Source organism: Brevibacillus sp. HD3.3A (assembly GCF_013284375.2).
Lineage (GTDB): Bacteria > Bacillota > Bacilli > Brevibacillales > Brevibacillaceae > Brevibacillus > Brevibacillus parabrevis.
In genome coordinates, this window is record NZ_CP085874.1 from 2,808,987 (window position 1) to 2,830,611 (window position 21,625).

A 21,625-nucleotide genomic window follows, 5' to 3' on the forward strand; every position below is an offset into this window, starting at 1 on the left:
TACAATCGAGGGTATCGAAGCTTTCGTATAGATCAGGAGGCGCACTGCATGAACAGCGAAATTTCACGATGGGAAACCGCAACCTTTGCCGGCGGTTGCTTCTGGTGCATGGTCAGTCCGTTTGACAAGCTGCCAGGAATCATCAAGGTCGTCTCGGGCTACACAGGCGGCCACGTCGAAAATCCGACCTATGAACAAGTGTGCTCGGATACAACCGGACACTATGAAGCCGTGCAAATCACGTATGATCCGGCGCTCATCTCGTATGAAGAGCTGTTGCAGATGTTTTGGAGACAGATCGATCCGACAGATGCAGGCGGCCAATTCGGCGATCGGGGGCAATCGTACGCCCCGGCGATTTTCTTTCACACGCCAGAGCAGGAACGCCTGGCGATTCGCTCGCGTGAGGAACTGGAGCAAAGCGGCATTTTTCAAAAGCCGATAGCGACCTTGATTTTGCCTGCCAAGCCGTTTTACCCGGCAGAGGATTACCACCAGGACTATTACAAGAAAAACCCTGTGCGCTACCAGTATTACCGGGCGGCGTCGGGAAGAGCGAAGTTCGTGAAGGAAGCGTGGCGCGACAAAAAGAAGCAGGAAGAACTGAAACAGGTACTGACGCCGATTCAGTACGAAGTGACGCAAAACAGCGGCACGGAGCGCCCGTTTGCCAATGAGTTCTGGAATCACAAAGAGGAAGGCATCTACGTGGATATCGTGTCGAACGAGCCGTTGTTTTCTTCCTTGGACAAATTCGATTCCGGCTGCGGCTGGCCGTCGTTTACCCAACCGCTGGCCAGCGAGAATGTCACCGAGCAGCTCGATTTGACCCACAACATGATTCGGACAGAAGTGCGCAGCAAGCACGCAGACTCGCATCTGGGGCATGTGTTCGAAGACGGACCGGGAGAAAACGGCTTGCGCTACTGCATCAACTCTGCGGCGCTGCGCTTTATTCCGAAAGACAAGCTGGAAGAAGAGGGCTTCGGCGAGTACAAGTCGTTGTTTGATAAACCAAAAGACTGACCTGTCCTTAGCGCGTTGCCAGCATCGGGCCGCCGTTCTCTGTGAATCATTCGGGAAGGCGGTCTTTTTGTACAAAATAGGCGTATATCTCGCGAAAGAAAGGGTGCGACAGAGTCCACGATGATACAGAAGAGACGTTTTGCCAGCTTGATTGGACTGCTGCTCGCCGTGACGATGCTCGCGGCCTGTTCCATGGCAACGGAACCGTCTGCCGAAAAGGAAGACCTTCCCGCGAAAGCGGTGGAAGGAGGGACGCTGACGATTGTCAGAATGTCCGATGCTGGCAATCTCGATCCGCACTTCATCTCCACGATCAATGCCGCGAGTGTCGTCCACCAAAAAGTGTACGAAGGGCTGGTCAGACGGGATGCCAACATGGTGATCGTGCCGCAGCTCGCCCTCTCCTGGCGGCAAGTCAGCGATCTTGTCTGGGAGTTCAAGCTGCGACAGGGCGTTTTCTTTCACGATGGCACACCGTTTGACGCCACCGCAGTGAAGCGAACCTTGGACCGGGTCATGGACCCGAAGATCGCTTCGCCGCGAGCTGCGATGTTTGACAAGATCAAGCAAATCAAAATCGTCGATCCGTACACCGTACAGTTTATTTTGGAGCGGCCGTTTACGCCGCTGCTCTCCATATTAGCCAGTCACGAAGGCAGCATGATTAGCCCGAAAGCGATCGAGCAGTACGGGCGCAAGCTGGCGGAGCATCCGGTTGGAACCGGGCCGTTTGTGTTTCGCTCCTGGGAGCCGGGAAATCAGATCGTGCTGGACAAAAACCAGCAGTATTGGGGTGACAAGCCGAAAATCGATCATGTGATTTTTCGCGTCGTGGCGGACGATCAGAAGCGCATTGCCATGGTCGAAAACGGCGAGGCCCACGTAGCCGAGTCCATTCCGGTGCAGGAGATCGATCGGCTGTCCGCATCGAATCGCTTGCATGTGTATCGCAGCGAAGCGTTGGGAACCGAGTTCATCGGGTTCAATGTGGCGCAAGAGCCGCTCAACGACATTCGCGTCAGGCAGGCTATCAGTTCAGCCATCGAAACAGGAGCCATCATCAAAGGCGTCTACAACAATGTAGGCACGCAGGCCAACTCGCCGCTCGGGCCAAAAGTATTCGGCTACAGTGCGTCCGTCCAAAGCTATCCGTACGACCTGAACAAGGCGCGCGAGCTGCTCGCCAAAGCAGGATACCCCAACGGCTTTTCCATCCATATGCTGACATACGACCGCAATGATCGGGTCATGGTTGCGCAAGTCATCCGTTCCCAGCTCAAAGGAATCGGGATCGACGCCAAAATGGATGTGGTCAGCTACGCCGATTTCGTCACGACGATCGAAAAGACACGAACGCATCAGATTTTCGTCAGCGGCTGGGGGAACGCGACGGGTGACGCGGACTACAACCAGTACAACCTGTTTCACACGATGGGCGGCGGAGCCGGAAACAGCTTTCAGTACAGCAACCAGGAGCTGGACAAGCTGCTCGAAGCCGGACGAGTCGAGTCAGACCCGGCCAAGCGTCTCGCCATCTACGCGAAGGCGCAGGAGCTGGAGATGCAGGATGCGCTGCTGGTGCCGATTCGCAATCTGGAAAATCTCGCCGTCATCAGCACCGACATTCAAGGCTTTTCCATCAGTCCGGCTGGCTATCTCATGCTCGACCAGGTCAGCATTCAAAAATAAGCGAACAACTGCTGCCGGACGGGCGCTGCACTCGCTGGTGCTTGGGTGACGAACAAGATCATAAGGGACAGACGCGCTGGTGTATACGGCGCGTCTTTTTTACTTGTTTGGCTCAGACTATAGCTGTATAGGTTTTTGGTATAGACGGAATTGCCGAAAAGCATAGAACAATGCAAAAACGTGCAGTATAATCAAAAATATTTTAAATAGACATAAAACGAAAAACAGGAGAGAGAAACATGAATACTGTGGAGAGAATCAGCAAGTTTGTTGGCAGCACGTTCTCGTTGTGGGTAATTTTGTTTGCCATTCTCGGCTTTTTTGTGCCGGAAGCGTTCGTCGGCGGAAAAGGCTACATTTCGTTCCTGCTCGGCGTCATCATGTTCGGAATGGGGCTGACCTTGTCTTCGGAAGACTTCCGCGAAGTGTTTCGCAGGCCGGTCGATGTGTTGATCGGCGTAGTCGGTCACTACCTGATCATGCCTTCGCTTGCCTTTGTGCTCGCGATCACGTTGCAGCTTCCGCCGGATATTGCGGTTGGTGTCATTTTGGTCGGCTGCTGTCCGAGCGGGACGGCGTCCAATGTCATGACGTACTTGTCAAAAGGCGATGTGGCTCTCGGGGTTTCCATCGCGGCTGTGTCCACCTTGATCGCCCCGATCGCTACCCCTGCACTCATCTCGCTTTTGGCTGGAAAATGGATGGCGATTGATACGAAGTCGCTGTTTCTCGATATTGTGATGGTCGTCATTGTCCCGATCGTACTCGGTGTGATCGTCAAAGCGTTTTTCGGCAAGCAGGCGGAAGCGAGCGCCAAGGCATTGCCGCTCGTGTCTACCATTGCTATCGTTTTGATCGTGGCGATTGTCGTTGCCCTGAACAAAGGCAAAATCGTCGAGACAGGCATGATCATTTTTGCTGTCGTCATTTTGCACAATATTCTCGGATACGTGCTCGGCTATTTTTTCGCCAAGCTGTTCGGCTTGAATCTGGCGAAGCGCAAAGCGGTGACGTTGGAGACAGGCATGCAAAACTCCGGTTTGGGCGCGGCTTTGGCGGCGGCTCACTTCAATCCGCTCGCAGCGGTGCCGAGCGCCATCTTCAGCGTGTGGCACAACCTTTCCGGCTCTGTGCTCGCCACCTATTTTGCCAAAAAAGAAGAGTAGGCGTCCCGGCAAAGGCGCGCTGATTTTTTGCCAAAATGGCACGTTCCTGTAACGAAAAAGGCCCGATTTATGTCATAATGGGTACGTACTTCCATGCTGGATAAGTACCCAACACCCATGCGGGCTGACTGTACAGCCGGGCCCGATTCGAAAGGACGTCATGATGAAACGTTTTGCCAATCGTACGAATCATTCCATCATACTGGTAACAGCCGCGATTCTCGCGCTGTCTGGATGCAGCAGCATGGCTGCGCCAAACGAAGAACAGGCAAAGCCGTCGCAGGAGACGACCCAACCTGCTCCAGCAGAAGTGCCCAAACCTGCCGAGGAAGCCAAGCAACCGGAAACCAAGCCAGCCGAGACGGCGAAGCCGGAAGAAACGAAACCGGAAGAAACCAAGCAGCCAGAGGCCCAACCGCCGAAAAAGTCGTCTGCGGAAGGGGCAGGCAAGTACGAAGAGCTGCTTGCGGATATCGAGGTAGTCGCTGAACCGCAAAGTGTAGCGGTCCTGGTCAACAAACAGCGCAAGCTTCCCGAAAACTATACGCCAAACGACCTGGTATTCCCGAAAGTCCCGTACCTGCTCCCGGAAAAGAGCGAGAAGCGGAAAATGCGCAAGGAAGCGGCGGCTGCGCTGGAGGAATTGTTTGCAGCGGCAAAAGCGGACGGAGTAGCGCTTGCAGGAGTATCGGCCTACCGCTCTCACGCTTACCAGAAAGCGCTGTTCAACCGCTACGTGCAAAAAGACGGCGTGGAAAAAGCGCGCACTTACAGCGCCGTGCCAGGTACGAGCGAACACGAAACCGGGCTTGCGATCGACGTATCCGGCGTAGACGGCAAATGCGCGGCGACGAGCTGCTTTGGCGGCACGAAGGAAGCATTGTGGCTTGCCGAGCACGCGGCAGAACACGGCTTTATCATCCGCTATCCGGATGGAAAAGAAGCGATCACAGGCTACATGTACGAGCCGTGGCACTTGCGCTACGTCGGCGTGGAGATCGCCAAACAAATCAGCGAGCAAGGCATCACACTGGAGGAGTATTCAGGTGTGGTTCCCGCCGCGGCCAATGAGACTGAGTCAAACTAAACCTAAGCTTTTCGGAAAAAAGGAGACGCCGATTTTTCGCTACGGAAGAATCGGCGTTTTTCTTGTAGCGCGAATACATATGCGCATGCAAACGTCCTTCGGCAAAAGAATTTCTATGCTATAATGATCACGGGTGAAGATAATGAGCGAAAAATCAATCAGGGAACGAATTATTGATACGGCCATGCGCCTGTTTGAAGCACATGGCTACCACCGGGTCACCGTCGACCAGATCGTCAAAGAAAGCGGCACCTCCAAGGGAGGCTTTTACCACAACTTCAAGTCCAAGGATGAACTGCTCTACATCATTCACGACCAGTTCATTACGTACGTGCTGGAAAAAGCGGAAGAAGCGTACGAGAAGTGGGATACGCCAACCGAGCGCCTGCAAGCAATCGTCAAATCGTTTGTGATGATGATCGATCTGTACCGTTCGCAGGTCACGATCTTTTATCAGGAAAGCCTGTTTTTGACCCCGGAGTATTTCACTGATATTGAAACGAAGCGGGACCGCTACAAGCAAATCATGTTTACCGTCATTTCCGACGGGATCAAATCGGGCGAGTTCCGGCCGGAGCTGCCTGTGCCAATCGTCTCTATGGCGATTTTCGGCATGGTCAACTGGATTTACAAATGGTATCAAAAAACAGGAACGTATTCGATCGAGCAGATTGCGGACATTTACGCCGACATGGTTCTGCATTCCGTCCTGAAGCCAGAGGCGATGAAAAATCCGGACTTCAACCGCTTTTTCCTGGCTTCGCCCGAAGCGCCGTTCAAATTGTTGTAAACGAATATGGATCAGGCGACTACTCGTCATTGCTAAAAATGGGAGCAGAGGCATAGTCGCTTCACGGTCCGGTCAGCGATGTACCATTCAGACTGACTGGTTGGTCTGTACGACGATTCAGACATTTGCTATAATGATTAAAAGACCAACTGGTCGGTCTTGCGCATTCATCACAGACCAACCAGTCGGTTCGTTGGCAAATCAGCCACAATGAGTCGGGACATGGGAGGAATACGTATGTTTTCGATCTATGAACTGAGAGAACTGGTCAAGCTGCTGGAGCAGACAGACATAGAGTCTATCGATGTCAGCGATGACGAATCCCGTTTGCGCATCAAACGCCGGACTGCCGGGCAAACAGCAAGCGTTGCTGCCGTGACTGCGCCGACGTTGCCAGCGGTCACTGCCAAGCCAGCTTCAACCGTCGTCAACCTGCCGCAAAAAGCAGGAACTCAACCGCTCCAAACAGAACCTGTAGCAACAAAGCGGCAGGAGGCAACAGCTCATCCCGCAGAAAAGACGGAAAACTTGCATAAAATCACCTCCCCGATGGTCGGGACCTTTTACGCGGCTTCTGCCGAGGATGCGCCACCGTATGTAGCGGTACACGATCGCGTGGAGCCGTCCAGCATTGTCTGTATCGTGGAAGCCATGAAGCTGTTCAACGAGATTGAAGCAGAGGTAAAAGGGGAAATCGTTTCGATACTGGTACAAAACGGCCAACTGGTTGACCACGGCCAGCCGCTGTTTTTGGTGAAGCTTGCCGAGTAGAATCGGCGAATGAGGGGAGGTCTGGATCGTGAATAAAGATACACTGTTTACGCAATTTCCTGTGCCGACGTACGAGCAATGGCGGGAGGCGGCCGAAAAATCGTTGAAGGGAGCTGCCTTCGATGCCAAGCTGTTGACCAAAACACAGGAAGGAATTATCCGCCAGCCGATCTATCGGGCGGAAGATGTCGCAACATTGCCACGACGAGGGGGGCCGGGCGAGGCTCCTTTTGTCAGGGGAACGAGAAGTCCGCTGGATCAGCAGGCTGGGCGCTGGGAGGTCTGCCAGGAAATGGCGGCCCCGGACGCGAAATCGTTTCATGAAGCGGCATTGACAGATTTGGCGCGCGGGCAAACGGCGCTGCACATCGTATTTGATCGCGCTGTGCGCGCAGGGCTTGATCCAGATGAAGCACTGCCGGAAGACATCGGTAAAGACGGCTTGTCCATTTTTGCCCTGGGAGAACTGGGGGAAGCCTTGCGCGGACTGAATTTGGAAGAGCTGCCTTTGTTCGTGCAGTCGGGAGCATTGGGTTTGCCAGTCTTTTCCCTGCTGTTCGCTCATATGAAGGCGAGCGGCCACAGTCCGGCAAACTTGCGGGGATGCATCGGGCAAGACCCGCTGACGCCGCTGCTCGTGGAAGGGCAGCTTCCGCACTCGCTTGACACTGCTTTTGCCGCCATGGCGAAAATGACGAGTTGGGCCAGTCAGCATGCGCCCAAGCTCAAAACGATTCTCGTTCAGGGCAATCCGTATTGCGAAAGCGGCGGTCATGCTGTGGCCGAGCTGGCTTTTTCGCTGGCAACGGGCGTCGAGTATATTCAGGCGATGCTTGACCGCGGCCTTACGATTGAAGAAGTGGCGGGCCGGATGCAGTTTTCTTTTGCGGTCGGTTCCGATGTGTTCATGGAAATTGCCAAGCTTCGGGCCGTGAAAATGCTCTGGGCGAATATTGTGGACGCGTACGGCGGTTCGGTCGAGGCGCAAAAAATAGCGATTCACGCCCGCACAGCGGCTTGGACAAAAACGGTCTGCGACCCGTACGTCAACATGCTGCGCGCAACTACGGAAGCGTTTTCTGCGATTGTTGGCGGCGTCGACAGCTTGCATGTATCTGCTTTTGACGAAGCGATTCGTCCAGCCAACGAGTTTTCCCGCCGGATCGCACGCAATACACAAATCATTTTGGAACAGGAGGCGCATCTGGCAAAAGTCGCTGACCCTGCTGGCGGCTCCTGGTATGTCGAGTGGCTCACGGACGAATTGGCGAAAAAGGCGTGGGAGCTGTTTGTGCAAGTAGAGGAGCAGGGCGGCTTGCTTCGTGCTTTGGAGTCCGGCTTCGTGCAAGAAACGATTGCCCAGACAGCGGCCCGCAAGCAAAAAGACATCCAAGAGCGCAAAAGCCGCATCGTCGGCACCAACATGTATCCGAATCCTGCGGAGCAACTGCTCACGCGCCCAACCACCCCAGCGCTTCACAAGCAGCGAGTCGCGGAATTGCGCGCATACCGCAGCCAAAAAACTCCGGCTGATGCCGCAGAAGCCTTGGAAAAGCTGGCGCAACATACGGCTGATTGGGTGGAAGCGGCGGCAAAAGCAGCGCTTGACGGCGCGACCGTAGGCGATATTGCCAAGGCGCTGACCGCAGGCAAGCAAGCAGCGACGGTGATTGCTCCGCTTCGCGTTCACCGGGCGGCTGAAGCTTTCGAAACATTGCGCAAGCAAGCGGAAGCGTACGCAGAGAAAACAGGGCAGCGGCCATCCGTGTTTCTGGCGGCGCTTGGCCCTGTCGCCAAGCATAAGGCGCGAGCGGACTTTGCCGCAGAGTTTTTTGCCGTCGGCGGTTTTGCAGCGCTGCGAACAGCAGCGTACAGCTCGGCAGCAGAGGCGGCACAAGCGGCAATCGCATCGGGAGCGCGGATTACCGTCATTTGCTCCGACGATGCAAGCTATCCCGAGCTGGTGCCGCCACTCGCCCAGGCGATCAAGCAGGCGGCTCCGGATATGACCGTGCTTTTGGCTGGATTGCCGGATGCCGAGCAGCTGGCGCAGTACAAAGCGGCTGGAGTGGATGATTGCATTCATCTGCGCTCCAATTGCTATCAGATGCTGCGAGAACTTCAGGAGCGGACAGGAGTGAGCTCACGATGAAGAGACCTGATTTTTCCAAAATGCCGTATTCGTCCAGGCGGGACATCTCCGACCTGTTTCCGGCGGAGGCTTCTGCCGGGGCAAAGGCGTTTGAGTTTGCGGAGCAGCAGTTGTGGCAGACGATGGAGCAAATCCCCGTCAAGCCTGTTTATACAAAAGAAGATGTGCAAGACATGACGCATCTGGGCTACATGCCGGGCCTGCCTCCTTATTTCCGCGGCCCGTATCCGACGATGTACGTCACCCAGCCTTGGACCGTGCGCCAGTATGCCGGATTTTCCACGGCAGAGGAGAGCAACGCCTTTTATCGCCGCAACCTGGCTGCCGGACAAAAAGGGCTGTCGATTGCCTTTGACCTCGCCACACACCGCGGATACGATTCCGACCACCCGCGCGTAGTCGGGGATGTCGGCAAGGCGGGAGTGGCTGTAGACTCGATTCTCGACATGAAAATTTTGTTCGACGGGATTCCGCTGGATAAAATGTCTGTTTCCATGACGATGAACGGAGCGGTATTGCCGATCATGGCCTTTTACATCGTGGCGGCGGAGGAGCAGGGCGTATCGCAGGCTGAGCTGACCGGGACGATTCAAAACGACATTTTGAAAGAATACATGGTGCGCAATACGTACATTTACCCGCCAGAGGCGTCGATGAAAATTATTTCCGATATCTTCGCCTACACCTCGAAGCACATGCCCAAGTTCAACAGCATCAGTATTTCCGGCTACCATCTGCAAGAAGCAGGCGCGACAGCGGACATCGAGCTGGCGTATACGCTCGCGGACGGTTTGGAATACGTGCGAACGGGGCTTGCGGCTGGCATCGACATTGACGCTTTCGCACCGCGCCTGTCGTTTTTCTGGGCGATTGGCATGAACTACTTCATGGAGGTAGCGAAAATGCGGGCGGCACGCCTGATTTGGGCGAGCCTGATCAAGCAGTTCAACCCGAAAAACGAAAAGTCGATGGCGTTGCGCACGCACTCGCAAACATCCGGCTGGAGCCTGACCGAGCAAGACCCGTACAACAACGTCGTGCGGACGTGCGTGGAAGCGATGGCGGCGGCGCTCGGACATACGCAGTCGCTGCATACGAATGCGCTCGATGAGGCGATTGCGCTTCCGACCGACTTTTCCGCGCGAATCGCCCGCAACACACAGTTGTTTTTGCAGGACGAAACCCAGATTACGAAGGTCGTGGACCCGTGGGCAGGCTCGTACTACGTCGAGTCGCTGACAGCGCAGCTCGTGGAAAAAGCGTGGGCGCACATCGAGGAGATCGAAGCTTTGGGCGGCATGGCGAAAGCGATTGAGACGGGATTGCCCAAAATGAAAATCGAGGAAGCGGCAGCCAGACGCCAGGCGCATATCGATTCGGCGAAAGAAGCCATCATCGGTGTGAACAAGTACCGTCTGGACAAGGAAGACCCGCTGGAAATTCTCGAAGTCGACAACACAGCGGTACGCGAAGCGCAAATCCGCCGATTGCAAGAGCTTCGCGAAAATCGGGACGAGGCGCGGGTGCAGGCGGCCCTGTCTGCTATCACCGAGTGTGCGCGCACGGGCGAAGGCAATTTGCTGGCGCTGGCGATTGAAGCGGCGCGGGCAAGGGCGTCGCTCGGCGAAATCTCGGATGCGTATGAAAAGGTGGTCGGACGGCACAAAGCGGTGATCCGCTCGATCAGCGGCGTCTACAGTGCGGAGTACGCCGATGCGGATGAAGTGGCAGCGGTGCGCAAAATGGCGGATGAATTTGAGCAGTGGGAAGGGCGGCGTCCGCGCATCATGATCGCCAAGATGGGCCAGGACGGGCACGACAGGGGAGCAAAAGTCATCGCAACCGCTTTTGCCGACCTGGGCTTTGATGTCGATATCGGGCCGTTGTTCCAGACACCGGAGGAAACGGCAAAACAAGCGGTGGAAAACGACGTGCATGTGATCGGCTTCAGCTCGCTCGCTGCCGGACACAAGACATTGCTGCCGCAACTCGTGGAGGAGCTGAAAAAGCTGGGCCGCGAAGATATCGTCGTCGTCATCGGCGGGGTCATTCCGCCGCAGGATTACGCCTTTTTGCGCGAGCATGGCGCTGCCGCCATCTTCGGTCCGGGAACCGTCATTCCGGTAGCAGCCCAGCACGTTTTGCAGGAAATCGTACATCGACTGGAGGCTGCCGGCCTATGAGCGGCGGTGGAGACGGCAAAACATCCCTGAACTTTTCTTCCAAAGTCCGCCTCCCGCGCCTTTCTGTCGAGCAGTACGTCGAGGGCGTGCGGGCAAACAACCGGACCGTGCTCGCCCAGGCCATCACGCTGGTCGAGAGCAATTCCGCCGCCCATATGGACATGGCGCAGGAAGTGATCCGCCAGCTTTTGCCCCACACCGGGCAATCGATTCGCATCGGGGTGTCGGGAGTGCCGGGAGCAGGCAAAAGCACGTTTATCGAGGCATTTGGCACGATGCTGTGCGAAAAAGGCCATCGGGTGGCTGTGCTTGCGGTCGATCCGAGCAGTACCGTCACGCGCGGGAGCATTCTCGGCGACAAGACGCGGATGGAGCTGCTCTCGCGCAACCCGAACGCGTTCATCCGCCCGTCCGCTACCGGAGGGACGCTGGGCGGGGTCAACCGGAAGACGCGGGAAACGATGCTGATTTGCGAAGCGGCTGGCTACGATGTCATTTTGGTCGAGACGGTTGGCGTCGGACAGAGCGAGACGACCGTCCGATCGATGGTCGATTTCTTCCTGCTGTTGATGCTGACCGGAGCTGGCGACGAGCTGCAAGGGATCAAAAAGGGGATCATGGAAATTGCCGACGCGCTGTTGATCAACAAAGCGGACGGGGAGAACCGCACGCGGGCTTTGATTGCCAAAGGCGAGTACAACCGGGTGCTGCACTATTTGCAGCCAGCAACATCCGGCTGGGAGACGAAAGCGTACATGTGCTCGGCGGTGACCGGAGAAGGCATCGCGGACATATGGGAGGTCGTTGGCGCATTTCGCCATGTGACGGGACTATCGGGCAGCTTCGAGGCCCGGCGCAAGGCGCAGCTGCTCGACTGGATGCACAGCATGGCCCAAGACTACTTGCGCACTACGTTTTTTGGCAATCCGCAAGTAGCCAAGATGCTCCCGGCCATCGAGCAATCCGTGACGAGCGGACAATTGTCGCCGACGAGCGCGGTACAACAGCTTGTAGCCATTTTCGAAAAAGCGATCATGAAATAGAGAGAGGAAGAAGGTCGGACGATGAGCGACATGCACAAAAAAATCGATGACTTGATGGAGCGAAAATTCAAAATCGAGCTGGGCGGCGGTGACGCCCGGATTGATGCCCAGCATAACCGAGGCAAGCTGACTGCCCGCGAGCGGATCGAGCTGTTGCTCGACCCGGATACGTTCATGGAGCTGAATCCGTTCGTCGAGCACAGAGCGACGCATTTCGGACTGGATCAGATGGAAGCGCCGGGCGAAGGCGTCGTAACCGGATACGGCAAAATCAACGGTCGCCCTGTTTATTTGTTCGCGCAGGACTTCACTGTATTTGGCGGTGCGCTCGGCGAGATGCACGCCATGAAGATCGCCAAAGTCATGGATTTGGCCGCGAAAAACGGCGCTCCGTTCATCGGATTGAACGACTCCGGCGGCGCACGCATTCAGGAAGGCGTCAGCTCGCTGGACGGATACGGCACGATTTTTTACCGCAATGCGATCTACTCCGGGGTGATTCCGCAAATCTCGGTCATTTTGGGGCCTTGCGCGGGCGGAGCGGTCTACTCTCCGGCCATTACCGACTTCGTGTTTATGGTCGAAAAGACGAGCCAAATGTTCATCACCGGACCGAAAGTGATCGAGACAGTAACCGGCGAGAAAATTTCCGCGGAAGACTTGGGCGGCGCGCGCGTCCACTCCACGGTCAGTGGCAATGCCCACTTTACGGCCGAATCCGAGCAAGAGGTGCTGGAATCAGTGCGCAGGCTGCTCAGCTTCCTGCCGCAAAACAACCGCGACCGCGCTCCTGTCCTCGAAGCTGCGGGCGGCGAAGAATGGCAGGAAGAGCTGCTGGAGCTGGTTCCGGCCGAGAGCACGAAAGTGTATGACGTTCGCAAAGTGATCGAGAAAATCGTGGATCACGGCGACTTCATGGAAGTGCAGCCGAATTTTGCCCGCAACATCGTCATCGGACTGGCGCGGATCGACGGACACAGTGTCGGGATCATCGCCAACCAGCCGAAAGTAATGGCGGGCGGACTCGACATTCATTCTTCCGACAAGCTGGCCAGGTTCATCCGCTTCTGCGATTGCTTCAACATCCCGCTGTTGACCTTTGAGGATGTCTCCGGCTTTTTCCCGGGGATCAACCAGGAGCACGGAGGAATCATCCGCCACGGGGCGAAGATTTTGTATGCGTACTCGGAAGCGACCGTGCCGAAAATTACCGTCATTTTGCGCAAAGCGTACGGCGGCGCATACGTGGCGCTCAATTCCAAGTCGATTGGCGCAGATATCGTCTACGCCTGGCCAAATGCGGAAATTGCCGTCATGGGCCCAGAAGGTGCTGCGAACGTCATTTTCGCAAAAGAAATCGAGAGCAGCGCAAATCCGGCGGCAACCCGCGCGGAAAAAATCGCGCTCTACCGCGAGAAATTCGCCAATCCGTACGTGGCGGCAAGCCTCGGCATGGTCGACGACGTCATCGACCCGCGGGAAACCCGGATGAAGGTCGCCCAGGCGTTGGAGATGCTCAGAAACAAGCAGGAAGACCGTCCGTACAAAAAGCATGGGAACATCCCATTGTAAGAGGGGAGCATCTTGCATGAAGCTGCATGAACTGCGTGAATTGATCAAGCTGGTCAACCAGTCGTCCATCGAGGAGCTGGAATGGGAAAAGGGCAAAGAGCGAATCGTCATCAAAAAAAGCGAGCCTGCGGCAGTGAGCGCGACGCCGTTTCCGGTTCAGACAGACGAGGTGGATCAAGGCTACCAGCAGGCCGCCGCTACAACTGAAACAGCGACACTTGCCGTCGAGAAGGAGCAGGAAACTCCCGCGCCGGAAAAAACACCTCAGCTCGTCCTGTCCACGTCAGTCGGACTGTTTTACGCCCAGGTGAAGGTCGGGCAGACGATCAAGGCAGATGATGTGATCGGCCGCTGCACGGTCGACGCTTTGCAACTGTCCTCGGACATCGTTTCCACGGCAAATGGGGTTGTGGCCGAAATGTTGGTGCAGGATGGTCAATTGGTCGATTACGGAAAACCGTTGCTTGTTGTCAAGCCACAGTAAGAAGGAGCGTTCCTATGTTCAGGAAAGTATTGGTTGCCAATCGCGGCGAAATCGCCGTGCGCATTATTCGAGCGTGCCAGGAGTTGGGAATCGCTACGGTAGCGATCTACTCGGAAGCTGACCGCGAAGCGCTGCATGTCGAGCTGGCAGATGAAGCTTACTGCATCGGGCCGAAAGAGTCCAGGGAGAGCTATTTGAACATGCCCCGCATCATGACGGTCGCTTTGCTCACAGGGGTGGATGCGATTCATCCCGGCTACGGCTTTTTGGCGGAAAACGCTTCGTTTGCCCAGCTTTGCCAAGATTGCTCCATCACGTTCATCGGGCCAGATCCCGAAGCGATTACGAAAATGGGCGACAAAGCCGTCGCGAAAGCAACGATGAGTGCTGCCAATGTTCCGCTCGTTCCGGGAACAGACGGATTGATCGACGACATCGAGGAAGCAGTGCAAGTGGCCGGGGAAATCGGCTACCCTGTGATCGTCAAAGCTACGGCGGGGGGAGGCGGTCGCGGCATGCGCGTCGCTTATGACGCCGAGGAACTGGAAAAAGCGATTCGCCAGGCGCAAAAAGAAGCGGAAACCGCTTTTGGCAACGCGGGCGTGTATTTGGAAAAGTACGTCGAGGAGCCGCGTCACGTAGAGATTCAGGTCATGGGCGACAAGCATGGGAATGTCGTCCACCTCGGCGAACGGGATTGCTCGATTCAGCGCCGCCATCAAAAGCTGGTGGAGGAAGCGCCATCGCCAGCGCTGGATCAGGAATTGCGCGAGCGGATGGGGCAAGCTGCCGTGGCAGCGGCAAAAGCTGTTTCTTACCACGGAGCAGGTACGGTGGAATTTTTGCTCGATCGTCACGGGCAGTTTTACTTCATGGAAATGAACACGCGCATTCAGGTAGAGCATCCGGTCACCGAAATGATTACCGGGATCGACCTGATCAAAGAGCAAATCTCCGTCGCCGCGGGCAATCCGCTGTCTTTTACCCAGGATGAGGTGAAGATCAACGGCTGGGCCATCGAATGCCGGATCAACGCGGAAAATCCTGCGAAAAACTTCATGCCGTCGCCGGGAAAAGTGACCAATTACTTGCCTCCAGGCGGCTACGGCGTGCGCGTGGACAGCGCTGTTTATCCGGGCTATGACATCTCGCCTTTTTACGATTCGATGGTCGCCAAGCTGATTGTGTGGGGTGGCAGCCGCGAGGAAGCGTTGGCCCGCATGAAGCGCGCCTTGCGCGAATTTGTGATCGAAGGCGTGCACACGACTGTGCCGTTTCACGAAAAATTGCTGGAGCATCCGGATTTTGTCTCCGGCCAATTCGCTACCAACTTTTTGGAGAAAAACCCGCTCGATCTGAAAGAAAGCGAGCCTGTTTCCGGCAAGTAAAGCCTGAGGATGGTTGCTTGCTGGCAATGGGAAACGTACTCTAGTGGCGGTCAAGCCTGCTTGCGGTTGAATGGTGTTAGCAGATATGGTAAGATGAGGTTACTTTGATGACTGGAGTTGAAGCCGATGTAGGAAGCTTTCTTGCTAGTAAAGGAAAACGATTGCGATGGATTTCGCATGTTTATTTCCTTATACGCAAGAAAGTTACGACATCTGTTCACTCAAACGGTATATGCAATCTGACTCCTTGCTGGGGTTTGGTTTGTTATATGTATTTGAGCTGCGAGAGAGTAACTTTCTTGCAGCTCTTTTTGATTTTTTTCCAAGGAGGACGATTGTATGTCGACCATCAAAGTGACGAATTTGACTTTTGCCTACGACGGCAGTTTTGATCACATTTTTGAAAATGTCAGCTTCCAGATTGATACGGACTGGAAGCTCGGCTTTACCGGACGAAACGGAAGGGGAAAGACGACGTTTCTCCAGCTGTTGCTCGGTCGCCACGAGTACAGCGGAACGATCTCTTCCCAGGTGACGTTTGAATATTTTCCGTACCTGATTGAAAACAAGCAGCAAAACACAGCGGATGTCATTAGCGAAGTAATCCCTGACTATATGGAGTGGGAGCTTTTGCGCGAGTTCTCTTATTTGCAAATCGACGAGGAAGTTTTGTATCGGCCGTTTGCTACGCTGTCCAACGGCGAACAGACCAAGGTGCTTCTCGCCGCCCTGTTTTTGAAGGAAAACAGCTTCCTGCTCATTGACGAGCCGACGAACCATCTGGACATGGAAGGCAGGAAGCTGGTCAGCGACTATTTGCAGACCAAGCACGGCTTTATTCTCGTGTCTCATGACCGCGCCTTCCTCGACAATTGCGTCGACCATATTTTGTCGATCAACAAAACCAACATCGAGATTCAAAAAGGCAACTTCTCGACCTGGTGGGAAAACAAGCAGCGCCAGGATCACTTTGAGCTGGCTGAAAACGAGCGGCTGAAAAAAGACATCAAACGCCTGTCCGAGTCCGCGAAGCGCACCAGCGGCTGGTCGCATGAGGTGGAAAAAACGAAAAACGGTACGACCAATTCCGGCTCCAAAGTCGACAAAGGCTATATTGGTCACAAGGCAGCGAAAATGATGAAGCGCTCCAAATCGATCGAGCAAAGGCAGCATTCGGCTATCGAGGACAAGGCGAAGCTGCTGAAAAATGTGGAGCAGAGCGAAGCGCTGAAAATCTCTCCGTTGACGTATCATAAAGATCGCCTGATCGAGTTGGAAGATGTGGCGATTTTCTACGGAGATAAGCAGGTGACGGGCAGCGTTCGTTTTTCTATTTCACAAGGCGAGCGAATTGCCCTGTCCGGGAAAAATGGTTCGGGGAAATCGAGCATTCTCAAGCTGATTTGCGGCGAGGACGTGAGCTACACGGGAACGTTTCGCCAAGGAAGCCAGCTGAAAATCTCTTACGTCTCCCAGGATACGTCACATTTGCAGGGCAGCTTGACGGCCTATGCGAAAAGCAACGACATAGACGAAAGCTTGTTCAAAGCCATTTTGCGCAAGCTGGACTTTTCCCGAACGCAATTCGAAAAAGACATGGCTTCGTTCAGCGGCGGGCAAAAGAAAAAGGTGCTGATCGCGAAAAGTCTTTCCGAGCGGGCGCATTTGTACGTTTGGGATGAGCCGTTGAACTTTATCGATGTGCTGTCGCGCATGCAGTTGGAGGAGCTGCTTTTGGAGCATGCGCCGACGATTTTGTTTGTCGAGCATGACCGGGAGTTTTGCCAAAACATCGCGACGAAAGTGGTTGAGCTGTGACGTGTCAGGCGTGCCCGTTTTGTCGGCTATCTCTTTGATTCGCCGCGCGTTCTTGTCCTGTTTTGCCACTCGTGGACATACGGTGTAGGGAGGGACATATACGTAGAGGTGGTATCATGAGCGCCGTTTGGCAAATATTTGCGTTCGTACTGATCGGGTACGTCTGGTTTACCGGCTTGGTTTGGCGAAGGAGGGCGCACATCCAGCCGATGCACGGAATGGTGAGCGCGATGGCTGTCGCCATGCTGGTGGGCTTGTTGACAGGTCTGCTTTTCGGTCTGCTGTTCCAGGGGAATCTGTCCCGCTCCACGCTGTGGGGGATGACTTGCGGCGCTTTTGCCGGATTCGTCTTCGGCTTGCGCTTGTCCGTGCTGACGATTGTGGAAGGGACGCTATCCGGTTTGATGGCTGGCATGATGGGCGCGATGCTCGGCGAGATGATTACGCTGGAGCAGGCAGAGCCGCTGTTGTTTTTCTTGGCGATGCTGTATACGGCGTGTCTGTTGCTGATGGAGCGATGGCATGGAGTGGAGCAAGCGAATGAGGCAAGCGTCTTTGGCAAACTAAGGCATCCGGTTGTCAGCGCGCTCCTGCTCATTATCGTTTTCGCCTGGTTTCAGTCGCTGACATTTGCGCTGCCGGTTGCAGGCGAGCGGTCGCAGGAGCAGATGCATCATGAAAACAGCCCGTAGTCTGTAACGGGCGAGAAAAGTCAGGAGGAGTAGATGGCTTTACCGAAAAAAGGAACGCGGAGCATAACGGTTCAGCAAAAAGCGTACCGCTGGGTCGTCAGCTCAGCGGGGCAAGGAATGCTTGTCGTGACGATTCAGAGCGCCGGGGAGGCCGGACAGTTGATCCGGGTGTACATGAAGGCGGACGTGCCCGTAATGTCTGCGGCGACGGAGCAGGCAGGCGATTCGCCGCTTGCACAGGAGCGGCGAGCGATCAAGCCTTCCGATGTGGAGGCGATCATCGCCGAAGCCGTGCAGCGAGGGTGGGAGCCGGAGAAGAAAGGGACGCCGCTCAGTTTTGAGTGGCGGGGGGATGTGCTTTTTTCAAAAGGCAAGTAGGTAGTAGCGTCTTGGAAGTGGAGATAGCTTCTTGTGCACGGAGATAGCTTCTTGTGCACGGAGATAGCTTCTTGTGCACGGAGATAGCTTCTTGTGCACGGAGACAGTTTCTTGTGCACGGAGACAGTTTCTCGTGCACGGAGACAGCTTCTTGTACACGGAAATAGCTTCTTGTACACGAAGGCAGCCTCTTGTGCACGTAGACAGCTTCTTGCACACGCAATATTGGCGAGCCATAAGGTGATAGAAACGAACAGCGGTCAACAAGGAGGAATGACAGCAGCATACTCCAGGTTGACCGCTGTTTTTTTATGGAGCAGTGATTGTATACGTTGAAGAGTGCAGGCGTCGCTTTACGGATTGCGGGCAGCTGCAAATCATTTTTGTTTACCATAATAACATTCTGTAGACAACGATCTGCTCATTTGTCGGCCAAGCTGTCGAGATGTTGCGGCATCAGCACAGCCAGATCATTTTTTGCCGAACGGACAGGCGGAGCACCGTTACTAAACGGTTTTTCTCCTGATTCAGATTCCGATTTTTCCACCTTTCCCCAATCGAAGCAATGGCGAAAGGGGCATACGCTGCACCTTTCGTGAGATAGCTGCCAAATAAATGCTATAATATGGACAAATTGTATCTTCCAGGGGGGAGTATGTTGCAACAGCTTTTTAACGAGATGATCAAGCAGGACGTGAAGCCGTTCCTTGCGCAGCATGGCTTTGTCAAGAAAAGTTTGAATTTCTACAAAATAACAGACAATCTCATTTACATGCTCAACTTCCAAAAATCCGCTGGCAATTCAGCTGATCATCTCATGTTTTATGTGAACTGCGGCATTTATTCGGCGGAGCTGGCGCAGATCCAAGCGAAGGACGTTTTGACTGAGCCGAAAGAAGCAGATTGTCATTTCAGGGCAAGAATCAGGGAAATTGCCGAGGTGGCTCCAGATCGCTTTGCCATCACTGCTGATACGAAAATGGATGACGTACGCAAAACGCTGTTAAGTGGATTGCAACAAGTTGTTCAATTCTATCGTACGATGACCAGTGCCAGGTCCATCGTGGATTATTACACGTCAGGCCCGTTTTTGCATTTGGGCGAAGAGAGCTTTCATTTGCTGTTGCAAACGAATGATGTAGCAGCGGCCAAACAGTATTTGCAGGCGTTGCAGGAAAAGCATGGGGCAGAACAGCGATGGACGATATTTGAAAAGCAATATGAGGCGATATTTAAGCAGTATGGAGTGGAGTTTACGAAGCTGTAGGGGGAACCTTTTAGTTTTAGGAGGTGAACCTTGCGGGGAACGGTAGCTGACTGAAGTGCAGAACGATAGCAAAAGGAAGCAAAGTCATGAGCCATAACCGAAAAGACAGAGAAGCCTCCACATCAAATGGAGGCTCTTTGCACTTTGCTTATTACGCGTTAACGAGCAGTAACCGCTTTTAGTATTTGCAACATAAAGTTAACCATAATTTTATTCTGTAAACTACAAATCGCCCAGCAAATCAGGCAAGCTGTCGAGATGCTTAGCGAGCCAGATCATTTCTTTGGCAAAACGGGCGGGCGGGGCACTGTGCCGATCCATGTCTGCCGTAATCCACCAAACGCTTTCCAAGTACCACAACAGCTGGATTCTAGTCGTCAAATAGCCATGTTCCACTGGGCGCACTTCCTTGTAGCCGGATAGGAATGCCCGCGCAAGCGCCGGGTCAAGCTGCTCGTCCAGCGCGCAAGACAGGATCGCTCTCGCCACATCGAGCTGTGGGTAGTCGTATTTCATCCGGTCAAAGTCGAGCACGGCGGTGACGCGATCCGCAGCGAACAGCAAGTTGTCCACCCATAAATCGCGGTGAGCCCATCCGCTGTGCAAAGCTTCGAAAGGCGACAACTCAAGCTTTTCCGTCGCGATGATTTGCTGTTCTACGAATCCTTGCAGCTCGGTTTTCCCCGCATGCTGCACATTTTGCCAAACAGAGTGCCAATGGGCCAGTCGCTGTGCCCGCTCCGGGGGAACGAACTGCGGCTGTTTCTGGCCTGCAATCGCAATCGATCCGTCGTTCAGCAAATGGTGCATCCGCCCGGTCACTCGGCCCAGATCGTACATCTGCGCCTGTGAAGCTTTCCCCGGCGACACCAACTGCCCCTCGCAAAATTCCATGACCAGAAAGCGCTCTCCGTGAGCGGATTCCAGCAAAAATCGTCCGTCATGGGCGAACAGCATCGGACAGGGCAGGCCCGCGGCATGCAGTCTCGCTTGCTCGGAAAAAGCGACAGCCAAATCAGCCGGATCGTATAAAGCAAACCTTTTTTGGTTGTATTGCTTCAACAAATATGTGCCTTCCTCTGTCCGAATGTGCCATTTCAAATTGAGCCAACCCCGGTTGATCGGTGTGGCTTCCCGGATGTGCAAGCCGAAATAGTGCTGAACCGCTGCTGTCAGGTCAGCCAAAATCGCTTCTGCGGCAGCGGGCGAGTGGGAATGGTTGTTCATGGAGCGCCTCCCGTCCTTGGATGAACTCCATACGATTTCGTTTGAGGAGGCGCAAATCCTTTTTATGAGCGGGCGATCTCGTCCAGAAATACTTGCACTTCCCGCTGAAACCCGTCTGGATCAGACGAATGAATATCGTGCCCGCACTCGGCAAACACGGCAAGCCGGGTGTTCGCTCTGCGTTCGGCCATCAGCTTGGCATGTGCTTCGTCCATCACAAAGCTGTGTTTGCCGTGAATGAGCAGAGCGGGGCATGCAGAGGCCAGCCAATCTGTCCACCATTCGCCGTTGCAATGCTCCTGCGAGATGCGCATGCCAGACAGATCAGAGCGAAAAGCGAAGCCGTGCTCGTCCTCCAACACGCTTTCCGCAAAATAATCCACGGCGCGCACGCCAACTTGCCGCAGCGATTGTTTCAGTTCTTCGAGGGAAGCGGAGCGTTGCGGCAGGCGCTCGACAAAGGACAGGTCAACATGGATTTCGGTTCCGATATCTTCCACGATCAGCGCTTTTACATACGCCGGGTAACGCGCAGCGAATTGATAAGCATTGAGGCCGCCAAGAGAATGGCCGAGCAAGGCGATTTGCTGCCCGCCAAGTTCGTTTTGGACGAAAGCGAGAATGTCCTGCACGTAGGCGTTGCGGGAGTAGTCTTTTTCCGGCGAATGCTCACTCCAGCCATGGCCGCGCTGATCCAGGCTAATGACGCGCCAGCCGCTCAGTTTGCTGGCAAATTCCGCAAACACACGCCCATCATTCATGTGACCGTGCAAGCAAAGCAGCACGTTGGGGCTGTCGCCGCCAAAGTCGAGATAAGAGAGACGCAAGTTTTGCGATGAAAAGTATTTGCGGGTTGCTGCTTGGTGTTGTGTGGTCAAGGCATATTCCTCCT

General features: G+C 54.7%; 18 protein-coding genes. 16 read left to right on the forward strand and 2 right to left on the reverse strand.

The features are described 5' to 3' along the window. Positions 1-48: 48 nt before the first annotated feature. The 16 genes from msrA to HP435_RS13925 all read left to right on the forward strand — a co-directional run bounded on the left by msrA (position 49) and on the right by HP435_RS13925 (position 19,506). On the forward strand, positions 49-1,026 hold the full coding sequence (msrA, locus tag HP435_RS13850) for a peptide-methionine (S)-S-oxide reductase MsrA (RefSeq protein ID WP_173598743.1): 978 nt from the start codon (positions 49-51) through the stop codon (positions 1,024-1,026). Positions 1,027-1,146: 120 nt separating this feature from the next. Continuing rightward, positions 1,147-2,715 (forward strand): glutathione ABC transporter substrate-binding protein, encoded by a 1,569-nt coding sequence (locus tag HP435_RS13855; RefSeq protein ID WP_173598744.1) that lies wholly within the window; start codon positions 1,147-1,149, stop codon positions 2,713-2,715. Positions 2,716-2,954: 239 nt separating this feature from the next. After that, positions 2,955-3,881 (forward strand): bile acid:sodium symporter family protein, encoded by a 927-nt coding sequence (locus HP435_RS13860; protein ID WP_122963380.1) that lies wholly within the window; start codon positions 2,955-2,957, stop codon positions 3,879-3,881. Between the two features lie 163 nt (positions 3,882-4,044). Next, positions 4,045-4,968, forward strand: coding sequence for a M15 family metallopeptidase (locus tag HP435_RS13865; RefSeq protein ID WP_173598745.1), 924 nt, complete (start codon positions 4,045-4,047; stop codon positions 4,966-4,968). A gap of 142 nt (positions 4,969-5,110) precedes the next feature. Beyond that, on the forward strand, positions 5,111-5,758 hold the full coding sequence (locus HP435_RS13870) for a TetR/AcrR family transcriptional regulator (RefSeq protein ID WP_167470249.1): 648 nt from the start codon (positions 5,111-5,113) through the stop codon (positions 5,756-5,758). A gap of 237 nt (positions 5,759-5,995) precedes the next feature. After that, entirely contained in the window at positions 5,996-6,529 is a 534-nt protein-coding gene (gene accB, locus HP435_RS13875; protein WP_173598746.1) for an acetyl-CoA carboxylase biotin carboxyl carrier protein, read from the forward strand. 28 nt (positions 6,530-6,557) lie between these two features. Continuing rightward, entirely contained in the window at positions 6,558-8,681 is a 2,124-nt protein-coding gene (locus HP435_RS13880) for a methylmalonyl-CoA mutase family protein (RefSeq protein WP_173598747.1), read from the forward strand. After that, positions 8,678-10,864 (forward strand): methylmalonyl-CoA mutase, encoded by a 2,187-nt coding sequence (scpA, locus tag HP435_RS13885; RefSeq protein WP_122963375.1) that lies wholly within the window; start codon positions 8,678-8,680, stop codon positions 10,862-10,864. The genes HP435_RS13880 and scpA overlap by 4 nt, the downstream gene beginning before the upstream one ends. Continuing rightward, a complete protein-coding gene (meaB, locus tag HP435_RS13890; RefSeq protein WP_122963374.1) occupies positions 10,861-11,907 on the forward strand; it encodes a methylmalonyl Co-A mutase-associated GTPase MeaB in 1,047 nt (348 codons plus the stop codon). The genes scpA and meaB overlap by 4 nt, the downstream gene beginning before the upstream one ends. A 21-nt stretch (positions 11,908-11,928) precedes the next feature. Next, entirely contained in the window at positions 11,929-13,479 is a 1,551-nt protein-coding gene (locus HP435_RS13895; protein ID WP_173598748.1) for an acyl-CoA carboxylase subunit beta, read from the forward strand. Between the two features lie 16 nt (positions 13,480-13,495). Further along, a complete protein-coding gene (locus HP435_RS13900) occupies positions 13,496-13,963 on the forward strand; it encodes an acetyl-CoA carboxylase biotin carboxyl carrier protein (protein WP_173598749.1) in 468 nt (155 codons plus the stop codon). 14 nt (positions 13,964-13,977) lie between these two features. Then, positions 13,978-15,351: an acetyl-CoA carboxylase biotin carboxylase subunit gene (accC, locus tag HP435_RS13905; RefSeq protein ID WP_173595917.1), complete on the forward strand. Its 1,374-nt coding sequence runs from the start codon at positions 13,978-13,980 to the stop codon at positions 15,349-15,351. 339 nt (positions 15,352-15,690) lie between these two features. After that, positions 15,691-17,169, forward strand: a complete 1,479-nt coding sequence (locus tag HP435_RS13910) for an Lsa family ABC-F type ribosomal protection protein (RefSeq protein WP_122963370.1) — start codon at positions 15,691-15,693, stop codon at positions 17,167-17,169. Positions 17,170-17,285: 116 nt separating this feature from the next. Next, positions 17,286-17,861 carry a hypothetical protein gene (locus tag HP435_RS13915; RefSeq protein ID WP_173598750.1) on the forward strand — a complete coding sequence of 192 codons (576 nt, stop codon included), beginning with the start codon at positions 17,286-17,288 and terminating at the stop codon, positions 17,859-17,861. A 33-nt stretch (positions 17,862-17,894) separates the two neighbouring features. Next, on the forward strand, positions 17,895-18,239 hold the full coding sequence (locus HP435_RS13920; protein ID WP_173598751.1) for a hypothetical protein: 345 nt from the start codon (positions 17,895-17,897) through the stop codon (positions 18,237-18,239). Positions 18,240-18,894: 655 nt separating this feature from the next. Continuing rightward, a complete protein-coding gene (locus tag HP435_RS13925) occupies positions 18,895-19,506 on the forward strand; it encodes a DUF4304 domain-containing protein (RefSeq protein WP_122963367.1) in 612 nt (203 codons plus the stop codon). 222 nt (positions 19,507-19,728) lie between these two features. Here the strand turns inward: HP435_RS13925 and HP435_RS13930 are convergent, their stop codons facing one another. After that, on the reverse strand, positions 19,729-20,733 hold the full coding sequence (locus tag HP435_RS13930; protein ID WP_122963365.1) for a phosphotransferase: 1,005 nt from the start codon (positions 20,731-20,733) through the stop codon (positions 19,729-19,731). A 62-nt stretch (positions 20,734-20,795) separates the two neighbouring features. Beyond that, the gene (locus HP435_RS13935) at positions 20,796-21,611 is read right to left on the reverse strand and encodes an alpha/beta fold hydrolase (RefSeq protein ID WP_173598752.1); all 816 of its coding nucleotides are present in this window, start codon (positions 21,609-21,611) and stop codon (positions 20,796-20,798) included. Positions 21,612-21,625: the final 14 nt, after the last annotated feature.

Excerpts from the sequence above, each read along its gene's own strand:
- HP435_RS13860 (WP_122963380.1), top strand. The coding sequence starts at position 2,955 with ATGAATACTGTGGAGAGAATCAGCAAGTTTGTTGGCAGCACGTTCTCG.
- HP435_RS13855 (WP_173598744.1), top strand. The coding sequence starts at position 1,147 with ATGATACAGAAGAGACGTTTTGCCAGCTTGATTGGACTGCTGCTCGCC.
- accC (WP_173595917.1), top strand. The coding sequence starts at position 13,978 with ATGTTCAGGAAAGTATTGGTTGCCAATCGCGGCGAAATCGCCGTGCGC.
- HP435_RS13915 (WP_173598750.1), top strand. The coding sequence starts at position 17,286 with ATGAGCGCCGTTTGGCAAATATTTGCGTTCGTACTGATCGGGTACGTC.
- HP435_RS13895 (WP_173598748.1), top strand. The coding sequence starts at position 11,929 with ATGAGCGACATGCACAAAAAAATCGATGACTTGATGGAGCGAAAATTC.
- HP435_RS13930 (WP_122963365.1), bottom strand. The coding sequence starts at position 20,733 with ATGAACAACCATTCCCACTCGCCCGCTGCCGCAGAAGCGATTTTGGCT.
- HP435_RS13920 (WP_173598751.1), top strand. The coding sequence starts at position 17,895 with ATGGCTTTACCGAAAAAAGGAACGCGGAGCATAACGGTTCAGCAAAAA.
- msrA (WP_173598743.1), top strand. The coding sequence starts at position 49 with ATGAACAGCGAAATTTCACGATGGGAAACCGCAACCTTTGCCGGCGGT.
- HP435_RS13925 (WP_122963367.1), top strand. The coding sequence starts at position 18,895 with ATGTTGCAACAGCTTTTTAACGAGATGATCAAGCAGGACGTGAAGCCG.
- scpA (WP_122963375.1), top strand. The coding sequence starts at position 8,678 with ATGAAGAGACCTGATTTTTCCAAAATGCCGTATTCGTCCAGGCGGGAC.
- HP435_RS13900 (WP_173598749.1), top strand. The coding sequence starts at position 13,496 with ATGAAGCTGCATGAACTGCGTGAATTGATCAAGCTGGTCAACCAGTCG.
- meaB (WP_122963374.1), top strand. The coding sequence starts at position 10,861 with ATGAGCGGCGGTGGAGACGGCAAAACATCCCTGAACTTTTCTTCCAAA.
- HP435_RS13910 (WP_122963370.1), top strand. The coding sequence starts at position 15,691 with ATGTCGACCATCAAAGTGACGAATTTGACTTTTGCCTACGACGGCAGT.
- HP435_RS13865 (WP_173598745.1), top strand. The coding sequence starts at position 4,045 with ATGAAACGTTTTGCCAATCGTACGAATCATTCCATCATACTGGTAACA.
- HP435_RS13870 (WP_167470249.1), top strand. The coding sequence starts at position 5,111 with ATGAGCGAAAAATCAATCAGGGAACGAATTATTGATACGGCCATGCGC.
- accB (WP_173598746.1), top strand. The coding sequence starts at position 5,996 with ATGTTTTCGATCTATGAACTGAGAGAACTGGTCAAGCTGCTGGAGCAG.